At 72.9% G+C, this 10,166-nt stretch carries 11 protein-coding genes and 1 pseudogene; 4 read left to right on the forward strand and 8 right to left on the reverse strand.

Features of this window, described 5'->3' with window-relative positions; all coding sequences use genetic code 11:
- Positions 1 to 105 precede the first annotated feature (105 nt).
- The 4 genes from ACGFYY_RS07985 to ACGFYY_RS08000 form a co-directional block, all read right to left on the reverse strand.
- A complete protein-coding gene (locus tag ACGFYY_RS07985; protein ID WP_033225130.1) occupies positions 106 to 333 on the reverse strand; it encodes a hypothetical protein in 228 nt (75 codons plus the stop codon).
- Between the two features lie 192 nt (positions 334 to 525).
- Positions 526 to 816, reverse strand: coding sequence for a DUF1330 domain-containing protein (locus ACGFYY_RS07990; RefSeq protein ID WP_393707619.1), 291 nt, complete (start codon positions 814 to 816; stop codon positions 526 to 528).
- 104 nt (positions 817 to 920) lie between these two features.
- Positions 921 to 1,451, reverse strand: coding sequence for a TetR family transcriptional regulator (locus ACGFYY_RS07995; RefSeq protein ID WP_393707644.1), 531 nt, complete (start codon positions 1,449 to 1,451; stop codon positions 921 to 923).
- A gap of 22 nt (positions 1,452 to 1,473) precedes the next feature.
- Entirely contained in the window at positions 1,474 to 3,006 is a 1,533-nt protein-coding gene (locus ACGFYY_RS08000; RefSeq protein ID WP_393707620.1) for an MFS transporter, read from the reverse strand.
- 1,039 nt (positions 3,007 to 4,045) lie between these two features.
- On the opposite strand from ACGFYY_RS08000, the gene ACGFYY_RS08005 reads away from it, so the two are divergent.
- From ACGFYY_RS08005 to ACGFYY_RS08020, 4 genes are all read left to right on the forward strand, one after another.
- Entirely contained in the window at positions 4,046 to 4,330 is a 285-nt protein-coding gene (locus ACGFYY_RS08005) for a tyrosine-type recombinase/integrase (RefSeq protein ID WP_393707621.1), read from the forward strand.
- Positions 4,331 to 4,477: 147 nt separating this feature from the next.
- Positions 4,478 to 5,668 (forward strand): glycosyltransferase, encoded by a 1,191-nt coding sequence (locus ACGFYY_RS08010; RefSeq protein WP_393707622.1) that lies wholly within the window; start codon positions 4,478 to 4,480, stop codon positions 5,666 to 5,668.
- Positions 5,665 to 6,660, forward strand: coding sequence for an SDR family NAD(P)-dependent oxidoreductase (locus ACGFYY_RS08015; protein ID WP_393707623.1), 996 nt, complete (start codon positions 5,665 to 5,667; stop codon positions 6,658 to 6,660). Before ACGFYY_RS08010 ends, ACGFYY_RS08015 begins: the two co-directional genes overlap by 4 nt.
- Positions 6,661 to 6,786: 126 nt before the next feature.
- Complete coding sequence (locus tag ACGFYY_RS08020; RefSeq protein ID WP_393707624.1) at positions 6,787 to 7,329, forward strand: GNAT family N-acetyltransferase; 543 nt, start codon at positions 6,787 to 6,789, stop codon at positions 7,327 to 7,329.
- Here ACGFYY_RS08020 and ACGFYY_RS08025 read toward each other — a convergent pair.
- The 4 genes and pseudogenes from ACGFYY_RS08025 to ACGFYY_RS08040 all read right to left on the reverse strand — a co-directional run.
- Positions 7,293 to 8,342 carry an LLM class flavin-dependent oxidoreductase gene (locus tag ACGFYY_RS08025; protein WP_393707625.1) on the reverse strand — a complete coding sequence of 350 codons (1,050 nt, stop codon included), beginning with the start codon at positions 8,340 to 8,342 and terminating at the stop codon, positions 7,293 to 7,295. The genes ACGFYY_RS08020 and ACGFYY_RS08025 overlap by 37 nt on opposite strands.
- 12 nt (positions 8,343 to 8,354) lie before the next feature.
- A complete protein-coding gene (locus ACGFYY_RS08030) occupies positions 8,355 to 8,876 on the reverse strand; it encodes a hypothetical protein (RefSeq protein ID WP_393707626.1) in 522 nt (173 codons plus the stop codon).
- The gene (locus ACGFYY_RS08035) at positions 8,873 to 9,772 is read right to left on the reverse strand and encodes an alpha/beta hydrolase (RefSeq protein ID WP_393707627.1); all 900 of its coding nucleotides are present in this window, start codon (positions 9,770 to 9,772) and stop codon (positions 8,873 to 8,875) included. Before ACGFYY_RS08035 ends, ACGFYY_RS08030 begins: the two co-directional genes overlap by 4 nt.
- Before the next feature lie 112 nt (positions 9,773 to 9,884).
- Positions 9,885 to 10,166, reverse strand: a pseudogene (locus tag ACGFYY_RS08040) (MFS transporter); the annotation flags it as partial.

The following is a 10,166-nucleotide window of genomic DNA, read 5'->3' on the forward strand; positions in this document are numbered from 1 at the left end:
GGGGCAAAGCCTGCCAAAGGCTTCTGAGAGAACCTCTTAGAACGTTCGCGAGGCCGAACAGGAGTCGACTCCCCCGACCCGCTCCCCGCGTCCCACCTGTGGCGTTCAGGCGTCGGGGCGCTTCCACACCTCGGGCCCGCCGCCCTCCCAGGTGATCGGCCCGTCCTCGCTCAGGTCCACGTCCTCCAGGCCGGCGCGACGCAGGAACTCGGCGACGTCCCTGGGGGTGTGGGCACGCCCGAGGTCCGCGTCCACGCCGAGCGCGTGAACGGTCACCTTCCGGCCGCCCGTCGGGGACACCGGATGCACGACGATCTCCGTCTGGTCGGACACGCCCCCCAGCCTGCCGTGCCGGCACCGGTCCAGCACGCCGAGCGAGCTGTCCGGCGGACGGCACGTGCGGGGATCCCGCCTGGACGCGACCGTTACGGGAGACCGTGGCCGCTGGTGCGGCAGGCGATCCGCCCACGGCTCCGGGGGCCCGCGTCTCTCGCCATCGGCGCTGGTCAGGTACGGTCCATCGGCTCAGACGCCTTCGATGACGCGGAAGTCGCGCTCGACGCCGTCGGACAGGGCGAGCAGGGCCTGCTGGTAGGCCTCACTCGCGTGAGCCGCGACGGCCTGTTCGAAGCTGTCGAACTCGACCAGGACGACGCGCTCGGCGACGCCGTCGTCGTGGGCGACGGCCCGCCCGCCGGCGGCGAGCAGCCGTCCGCCTCCGGCCTCGACGGCCGGACCGGCCAGCTTGTCGTAGGCAGCCAGCTTCTCGGGGTCGGAAATGGTGCGGTAGGCGCTGACCCAGTAGCCCTTGGCCACGAGAACCTCCAGTGTTCGGAACGTGCGCGTCTGATGCCGGATTCACTGCTGCGAGCGAGCGTAACCGGCGGAAGATCACCGGGGTGGTTCACGGAACGTACTGGTCAGCCATGCGCCGGAGCCTCGCCGTCGAGCAGGGGTTGCAGGAGTGGAATGTACAGATCGGCGACTTCGTCGGGGGCCAGGCTCGTCAGCCGGTCGGCCTGGACGGTCGCGTACAGGGCCCCGAGGCCGAGCAGCACCCCGATGGCCAGTTCCGCTCGCAGAGCTGCGTCGGGCCCGGGGAGTCGGGCGGCGAGGGCGTCGATGACCTGGGTGCGGAAGTTGGCCCGGGCCTGTCCGCCGAGTTCCAGGTGGTGCCGGGAGAAGGCGATGCGCAGGATCGGGTCGCGGGTCTGGCCGCGCTGGGTGGCGAGGAGGTGCAGGACCATGTGCCGGGCGAGGCCGTCCAAAGGGGCGTCGAACAGGGCGGTGGCGTCGGCGTCGAAGGTGAAGACCTGGTTGAACAGGTGCTCCTTGGAACCGTAGTACTTCATCACGAGCGCCGGGCTGACGCCCGCGTCGTCGGCGATGGCGCCGATGGTCGTGTCGGCGTAGGCATGGCGTGCGAACGCGCGCCGGGCGGCGGCGAGGATCTCCGCCCGCCGCGCGTCGGCGTCACGCGGTCGTGCCGCCCGGTCCGGTCCCGGGCCTGACGTCGGCGCCGGTGCCGGTGCCGGTGCCGGTGCCGGCGGGTTCCTGGACGTCGTTCGCGGGCGGCCGCCGCGGGGGGAGGCGGAGCTCGGGCCGGGCATCGTGTTCAGCCTCCTGGCGGGGGGACGGTGCGGGTCGCGGCCGGCGCGGGATGAGGCAGGCGGCCGCACAGGCCGACAACGCGACCACCCCTGCCGCGGCGAAGGCCACGCGGTACCCGTCCAGGGTAGGCGCCGACACGGACAGGCCCGACGCGTCGAACACGCGGGTGTGTTCCGCCAGCACGGTGGCGACCACCGCGCTGCACAGGGCCTGCCCGATGGTGCGCATGAGGACGTTGAGGCCGTTCGCCGCAGCGGTCTGCTCCAACGGCACCGCCCGCATGATCAGCATGGGCAGCGCGGAGTAGGCGAGCGCCGTGCCGACCGACACCACGGCCGCACCGACGATGACCGCCCACAACTGCCGACTGTCGGCGAAGCGCAGCCCGTACCCGGCCGCGATGACCACCGTGCCCAGGGTCAGCGTTGCCTTGGCCCCCCGGGCGGCGGACAGTCGGGCGGACAAGGAGGCGCACAGCACCATGATCACGCCGCTGGGCAGCAGGCATGCCCCCGCCGCCGCCACCGAGAGGCCCAGACCGTACCCGGTGGCCCGAGGCGCCTGGATCAGCTGCGCGGTGACGAGGGAGTTGGCGTAGAACGCGAACCCGGCCAACAAGGCGGCCACATGCGGCAGCAGAACCGCCGGACGCATCGCGAGCCGCACGTCCACCAGCGGCCGCGCCACCCGGCACTGCTGGACGGTCCACCCCGCCAGGATCAGCAGCGCAGCCCCCGACAGACCCAGAATCCGCCGACTCCCCCACCCCCACTCACCCGCCTTGGACAGCGCCAACAGCAGCAGCACCAGCCCCGCACCCAGCCCGCAGGCCCCGACCAGGTCGAACCGCCCCGGCGACCGAACCGGCTCCTCCCGCAGCACCCACCACGCCGGCACGAGCACCGCCGCCGAGAGCACGGTCATCGCCCAGAACATCGCGTGCCAGTCCGCGAACTGCACCAGCAGCGCGGCCAGGGGCAGACCGAGAGCAGCACCGATCCCCACCGTCGAACTCATCAGTGCCACCGACGAACCCGTCCGATGCGGCGGCAGCACGCCCCGCAGAAAACTGATCGACAGCGGTACCACCGCGGCCCCCACGCCCTGCAGCCCGCGGCCTGCCAGAAGCCAAGGGAGGGTGGAGGCGAACGAGCACACCAGCGACCCGACGGCGAGCGCACCGAGCGCGACCAACAACATCCGCCGCTTGCCGTACATGTCCCCGGCCCGCCCCAGCAACGGCGTCGCGACCGCCCCGGTGATCAACGTGAGGGTGACCACCCACCCGACATCGACCGGCGCCGCGCCGGTCAGCCGAGGCAACTGCGGCAGCAGCGGTACGACGGCGGTCTGCACCAGCGTGGTGACGATGCCCCCGGCCGCCAGAACGGTCATGGCCCGGCGATCGCCGGACGGAGCCGGGGAGGGAGATCGGTACGGCGGATCGGTGGGCACCGCGAAACCCCCCTTGAAGGTGAATGACGTTCACCAGTGTAGGTGAACGTCATTCACCTCGCTGTACGGCAAGCCTGCGCGAGTCCCTGACGGTCCGGGCGATGCCGTGCCGGGTGGCTCCCGAGCCGACTCCCCGGGCCCGTCGCCGGTACCGGGAAACGGGGGCCTGGACTAGGCCGTACCGTCCCCAGCCGTTTCGCCGAACCAGTCCTCGTTGAGTCCACTCGGCGGCGTGTTGGACCCCACCGGCGAGTCACACGGCGTACTGGCCGTCGCACACGGCCGCGGATCGGGAACCGAAGGCTTCGGCGGCGTGTTGGACCCCACCGGCGAGTCACACGGCGTACTGGCCGTCGCACACGGCCGCGGATCGGGAACCGAAGGCTTCGGCGGCGTGTTGGACCCCACCGGCGCATCACACGGCGTACTGGCCGTCGCACACGGCCGCGGATCGGGAACCGAAGGCTTCCGCGGCGTGTTGGACCCCACCGGCGCATCACACGGCGTACTGGCCGTCGCACACGGCCGCGGATCACGAGAAAGAGGGCGCGGGGGCTTCGGCTTGCCGCGGTCGCCGTGAGCCCCGTGGGCGCCGTCCGTGGGCATTGTGCTGGTGGCCGCCCGGACCGGTGCTGCGAACGCGCTGGAGGACAGCAGCACGGTTCCGGCAGCGAGGGCTGTCGCAGCGGTGAGCAGGACGAGATGGTGTGTGCGGGTTCTGCGGAGCATGGCAGTCTCCTTCGAAAGGGTGGACGCCTGGGACCGCGCCCACCCGTTGCTTCGCAGGCTCGGCAGCAGAAGGCACTCGTCCATGGAGGAGTCGTATCGGACTGCAGAATGCGAGCCCGCCGGAGTTCCAGTAGGGCCGCGGAAATCCACGACGTCACGACACGGAATCTCGGGGCTTGACCGACTCCGCAGGTGGACCGACCAGCAAGGAGCAGCCACCTGGCCTGCGAGGGAGGGCCAGGGCCGTGTGATGGCCGCCGGCAGCGTACGCGTCAGCCTGCGCTCGCTGCTGAAAGAAGCCGGGTTCAGCAATCCGGGAGAGTGGACGACCCGCGAGCTGAGGACCAGCTTCGTGTCCCTGCTCTCCGACCACGGGGTGCCCATCGAAGCGATCTCCCGGCTGGTCGGGCACAGCGGGAGCAACACGACGGAACGCGTGTACCGGAAGCAGATCCGGCCCGTCATCACCGAGGGCGCCGAGGCGATGGACGAGATCTTCGGGCGCGGTCACGACGGCGACGCTGAAGCACCGTAAGACGGTCCACATGCGGCTCGTGGCTCCCGGATCGGCTCCCTCGGGGCGGACGCGGTGCGGTGGGGAGGCTCTGATCTGCGGCTGTCCGCCGTCGGCCGCCGGGTCGGTTCTTAGAACGTTCTTACCGCGCACCGGGAGTGTGCGCACATGACCACCACCACACCCCACACATCCGCGGCACTCTCCGTCGTGATCGGTGCGGGCGGCACCGGCGGGCACATCTATCCCGGTCTCGCCCTCGCGGAGGCGCTGCGTGCCGCCGTACCGGCGGCCGTGGTCTCGTTCATCGGGACCGAGCGGGGCCTGGAGACCGAGCTGATCCCCGGCGCCGGCTACCGCCTGCACACCGTCGACATGATCCCCTTCGATCCCGCGCTGGGCGCGAAGCGGTACCTGCTGCCCGCGGCGCTGCTGCGCTCGGCGCACCAGGCGCGCTCGGTGATCCGGGCGCAGGGCGCCCACGTCGTCGTGGGCATGGGCGGATATCCGAGCGCCCCCGCCGTGCTCGGTGCCCGACTGGCGGGGCTGCCGGCCGTGATCCACGAGTCGAACGCGGTACCCGGCCGCGCCAACCAGTTCGCGGCCCGGCTCACCCCGTACATCGCGGTGGCCTTCGACCGCAGCCGGGGCCACCTCGCGGGCGGTGACCGGGCGCTGACCACCGGGATGCCGATCTCGGCGGCCCTGTCCGGCCTCGCGGAGCTGCCCGGAGCGGACCGGGTGGCGCTGCGCGCCGAGGCCCGGAGCGCGCTCGGGGTGCCCGCGGGGCGCCGGCTGATCGTCTTCAACGGCGGCAGCCTGGGCGCGGTCCGCCTCACCCGGGCGGCGGCCGGGCTCGCCGACCTCTGGCAGGACCGGGACGACGTACAGCTACTGGTCAAGACCGGTCCGGACGCGCTGCCGGACGCGGTGGCCGAGCTGGTGTCGTCCGGCGGGGAGCGGATCGCCCGGGCCGTGCCGTACCTGGACCGGATGGACCTCGTCTACGCGGCCGCCGACCTGGTGGTGTGCCGTGCGGGCTCCGCGACCGTCGCCGAGCTCGCGGCGACCGGGGTCCCGTCGGTCCTGGTGCCCTACCCCTACGCCCCCGGCGACCACCAGACCCACAACGCGCGGGTGCTGTCGGACGCCGGTGCGGGACTGCTCCTGCCCGACGCCGAGACCACCGCCGAGCGTCTCGCCGGCCTCATCGGGCCGTTGTTGGCCGATCCGGCTCGGCTGTCGGCGATGGCCGGCGCCGCCGACCCCGGCCCGCACGCGCGGGCCGCCGAACTGCTGGCCGCGGAAGTCCTCCGCGTCGCCGGCCTCGTACCCACCCCTCACCTGGAGCGCATATGAACAGCTGGACCGACCGCACCGTCCTCGTCACCGGCGCGGAGGGCTTCATCGGCTCGACGTTGGTGGACCTGCTGGTGTCGCGGGGTGCGCGGGTGCGCGCTTTCGTCCACTACAAGCCGTACGCCGAGAAGGGCCATCTGGCGCGCTACCTCGCCGACCCGGACGGTCCGGTGGAGATGTGGGCGGGCGATGTCCGTGACGCGGGCCGGGTCAGCGACGCGGTGGCCGGCTGCGACACCGTCTTCCACCTGGCGGCGCTGATCGGGATCCCGTACAGCTACGCCTCGCCGGGCGCGTACGTGCAGACGAATGTCACGGGCACGCAGAACGTGGCGGAGGCCTGCCGGCGGCACGGCGTGCGGCGTCTCGTGCACACCTCGACCAGTGAGGTCTACGGGACGGCGCTGACCGCCCCGATCTCCGAGAGCCACCCGCTGCAGCCGCAGTCCCCGTACTCCGCGTCGAAGATCGGCGCGGACATGATGGCGCTCTCCTTCCACCACGCCTTCGAACTCCCGGTGACGGTGGTGCGCCCGTTCAACACGTTCGGCCCGCGCCAGTCGGCCCGCGCGGTCATCCCCACGATCCTGGCGCAGCTGCACGCGGGGTCCCGGGAGATCCGTCTGGGCTCGCTGACCCCGACCCGGGACTTCACGTACGTGACGGACACGGCGGAGGGCTTCCTGGCGGTGGCCGAGTGCGACCGGGCGCTGGGTGAGGTGGTCAACCTCGGCACCGGTGAGGAGATCTCGGTCGGCGCCCTGGCGCAGGCCCTGATCGCGGCATCCGGCCGGGACGCCGAGGTGGTGGTGGACCCGACCCGGCTGCGCCCGTCGGGCAGCGAGGTCCAGCGGCTGCTGTCGGACAACTCCCGGGCCCGCGACTGGGCCGGCTGGCGGCCCCGGGTCGGCCTGGAGGAGGGCCTGCGCCGCACCTCGGACTGGATCGCGGCGAACCCCTCCCTCTTCGCCCCGGGCCGGTACGCGGTCTGAGGGCTGTCTCCTTCGGGCCCGACGGTGCCCCGGCCCCGGGGCGCTGCCGGGCGGATATCCCGGTGAACGGTGGCCGGTCGCCAGATATCTTGGCTCGTCCCGCACCGAACCCGGAGGTCCTCCCGCATGAGCAGCACGACGCCGTCCTTTCCCGACCGTATGGAGCTGACGGGCGAGGGTCTGGTCCTGCGCGACTGGACGGCGGCGGACCTGGCTGCGATGCCCGAGCTCTTCGACCACCCCGACATCGCCTACTGGACGCCGATCGTCTCCCCCTTCGACGCCGAGGCCGCCCGCAACCGCCTGGAGCGGGCGAGGCACCTGCGCACGGAGGGGACGGCCCTTCTGCTGGCCATCACGGTCGACGGCGGCGCCCCGCTCGGCGAGGTGATGCTCAAGCGCGCGCCCGAGGGTACGGAGCTGGGATACGCCGTCGGTCCGGCGCACCGGGGTCAGGGTCTGGCCGCCCGCGCGGTGCGGGTGATGGCCGCGTACGCCTTCGAGGAGCTCGGCGTGGACCAGGTGATCCTGGAGCTGGAGGCCGAGAACGCCTCCAGCGTCGGCGTGGCCACCCGGGCCGGCTTCCGCCTCCTCGACGTGCCGTTGATCACGGGCGAGGAGAAGGGCCGGCCCTACGCGCTCCAGACCTGGGGCCTCGACCGCTCCTGACCCCGGAGGGCCAGGTCGGAGACGGCCGCCGGGACCGCGGAGCGCGGGTCGGGGACCTGAAGGTCCGAGGCCTGAAGGTCGGGGGCCTGAAGGTCGAAGGCCTCGGACAGCAGCTCGTACGAGCGTCCGCGGTCCGCCGGGTCGCAGGTCAGGGTGTTGATGATCAGCTCGTCCACGCCGTGGCTCGCGGCAAGGGCCGTCAGTACCGCGGACACCTGCTCCGGCGCCCCGGAGACGAGGGCCGTGCGATGCACCTCGGCCCGTTCCCGTTCGGCGCCCGTCCAGCGGTGGCGGCGCGTGGTCTCGTACGACGGCAGCGGGCCGTCCTCGCCGAGGTCCTTGCGGGCGCGCCACAGGAGCAGGCTCTGGGCCAGTTCCTCGGCGCGGCCGGCGCTGTCCGCCGTCACCACGCGTACCGCGAGCGCGCCGCCCGGCCGGTCTCCCGTGGAGGTACGAACGTGGGCTCGGTAGTCCTCGAAGGCCTCCCGGCCGCCCATCGGGGAGAAGAAGTGCCCGAACGCGAACTCCGTACCCAGCAGCCCGGCCAGCCGCGCCGACTCGCGTCCCGCGCCCAGCAGCCACATCTGTGGCGGGACCGGCGCGTGCGGGACGACTCCGCCCTCGCCCAGCAGGGCGCGCAGCCCGGCCAGCCGTTGCGGGAAGTCACGGGCGGGGCCGCCGGCCCGGCCGATGCCGAGGTCGACGCGGCCCGGGTGGAGCGAGGCCAGTACGCCGAACACCTCGGCCACCTTCGCCGGGTCGTAGCGGGGCAGCAGCACTCCGCCGGTCCCGATCCGCATCCGTGAGGTGTGGGCGAGCAGGGTGCCCGCGAGGATCTCCGGCGCGCTGCTCGCGAAGCCCGGCGAGTCGTGGTGTTCGGCGACCCAGTAGCGGGTGTAGCCGAGGGATTCGGCGGCGCGGGCGAGGTCCACGGAGGCGCGGAGCGCCCGGTCCGGGGTGTGGTCCTCGCCGACCGGGGTCTGGTCGAGTACGGACAGTCGCAGCTTCGTCATGACGGCCGCCTTTCAGTGCTGGTGGGCGGGGAGTCCGGTGGCGCCCGCCATGGTCGCGGGCACGATCCTGAAGTCCCGTTCGAAGACGAGGTTGTGGAGGTCCGCGGCGGCGATCGCGCGCAGGGTGGGCAGTTCGGCGGCGGCCTGCGCGTCGTCGAAGACGTTCAGCGGCCACTCGGAGACGGTCGCGCCGCGCAGGTGCGGGTGGTGGAAGGAGGCTCCGTAGTGCGCGTAGAGCGTCACGGGCGGGATGTCGGCGGCCGACTGCTCGTCCCACCACAGGGTCCAGGCGTGGAAGAGACTGCGGTCCTCGGCCCGTTGGACTCCGCTCGCGTCGATCACGCCCTGCCCGAGGAGGAGTTCGTCGTTGAGCTCGCGGAGTGCCTGGCGGGCGTATGGGTCCAGCAGGCGGGTGGCGGTCCGGAAGTGCCGCTCCTTGTCGGGGCGGGAGACGGCGCCGCCGTGGATGCCGTCGCGCAGATCGGCGAAGTGGCGCAGCAGGGCGTCGAGGTTGGGGACGGCGGAGGTGGTCATGTCTGCTCCAGGGAGGGGAGGTTGTCGGGGGTGTTCGGTGAGGTGAGCCGGTGCAGGGCCAGCCCGAGCCAGCCGCGCATCGACGCCGCTGGATGCCCGCCGGGGTCGCCGGGGTCGCCGGGGCCGCCGCGCAGGCCGGGGCCGGGCTGCAGGAAGGCCCCGTGGCCCGTCTGTCGGAACTCCCGTAGGGCGACCTCCACCCCCGCCGCCCGCAGCAGACGCCCGTAGTGGTGCACGTCGTCCCCGACGGGGTCGAGGTCTCCGGTGGCCATCACGGCCGGTGCGAGTCCGCGCAGGTCGGCGGCCTCGAAGGGGGTGCTGTGGAGCCGTGTGCCGTCCGCGGCCACGGGCAGCCCCGGAGCCTGGTAGTCCTGCCAGGCGGCCCTCAGGTAGGAGGCCGTGGGGAACAGGTCGGGGAAGCGGTGGTAGGAGGCCGCCGCACAGGCGGGATCCAGTGGCGGGTACGCCAGGACCTGCGCGGCCAGCGGAATCCCGCGGTCGCGGCAGACGAGGGCGGCCGAGGCGGCGAGGGTGCCGCCGGCGCTGTCCCCGCCGACGGCCAGGAGGGGCGCGCCGGACGGGTCTCCGGTGAGCCGGTCCGGCTGTTCGCCGGCCCAGGTCAGGGCGGACAGGATGTCCTCGACCATGGCCGGGTGGCGTACCTCGGGGGCCAGCCGGTAGTCGACGCTCACCACCCCGAAGCCGGAGTGGTGGGCGAGTTCGGCGGTGGCGCCGTGCCAGTCCCGCGCGGATCCGGCACGCCAGCTGCCTCCGTGGGCCCACACCAGCCAGCCCTGCGGTGACGGCGTACCGGGCCGGTACACCCGGGCGGGCAGGGGCCCGGACGGGGTGGGCACGGGCACCTGCTCCCAGCTGACGACGGTGGGTGTGGCCATCGGGATTCCTTTCCATCGGTGGCCGGCGCTCGCACCGGGCCCGGGGCCAACGTTCGCGGCCGGAACAGGGCTGTCACAAGGCGGAGTTGCCTTAGTGGAGGCGCGCACTTCGTCAGCTGGTCCGCTCGGTGCGGAGGAAGAGGACGGTGGTGAGGATGCCGACCACGACGATGGCGGTGTTCACGATCACCGCGGTCGTGATGCCGGCGTGGATGTCGGCGTCCGCCGCGGCCACCGCCGACATGATCGGGGTGCCCATGGTGATGCCGATCTGCTGCGTCATCGTCGCCAGACCCGTGGCCATGCCCTGCTCGTGGTCCGGCAGACCCGTCGTCGCCGTCACCATGAACCCGACGATCACCAGCATGTTGCCGATACCACCCGCGAAGGTGGC

It is taken from the genome of Streptomyces sp. NPDC048331, assembly GCF_043201215.1.
Taxonomy (GTDB): Bacteria; Actinomycetota; Actinomycetes; order Streptomycetales; family Streptomycetaceae; genus Streptomyces.

What these genes read in the sequence shown, in the direction of transcription:
- ACGFYY_RS08000 (WP_393707620.1), bottom strand. Translation starts at nt 3,006, where the DNA reads ATGACCGTTCTGGCGGCCGGGGGCATCGTCACCACGCTGGTGCAGACC.
- ACGFYY_RS08005 (WP_393707621.1), top strand. Translation starts at nt 4,046, where the DNA reads ATGGCCGCCGGCAGCGTACGCGTCAGCCTGCGCTCGCTGCTGAAAGAA.
- ACGFYY_RS08010 (WP_393707622.1), top strand. Translation starts at nt 4,478, where the DNA reads ATGACCACCACCACACCCCACACATCCGCGGCACTCTCCGTCGTGATC.
- ACGFYY_RS08015 (WP_393707623.1), top strand. Translation starts at nt 5,665, where the DNA reads ATGAACAGCTGGACCGACCGCACCGTCCTCGTCACCGGCGCGGAGGGC.
- ACGFYY_RS08020 (WP_393707624.1), top strand. Translation starts at nt 6,787, where the DNA reads ATGAGCAGCACGACGCCGTCCTTTCCCGACCGTATGGAGCTGACGGGC.
- ACGFYY_RS08025 (WP_393707625.1), bottom strand. Translation starts at nt 8,342, where the DNA reads ATGACGAAGCTGCGACTGTCCGTACTCGACCAGACCCCGGTCGGCGAG.
- ACGFYY_RS08030 (WP_393707626.1), bottom strand. Translation starts at nt 8,876, where the DNA reads ATGACCACCTCCGCCGTCCCCAACCTCGACGCCCTGCTGCGCCACTTC.
- ACGFYY_RS08035 (WP_393707627.1), bottom strand. Translation starts at nt 9,772, where the DNA reads ATGGCCACACCCACCGTCGTCAGCTGGGAGCAGGTGCCCGTGCCCACC.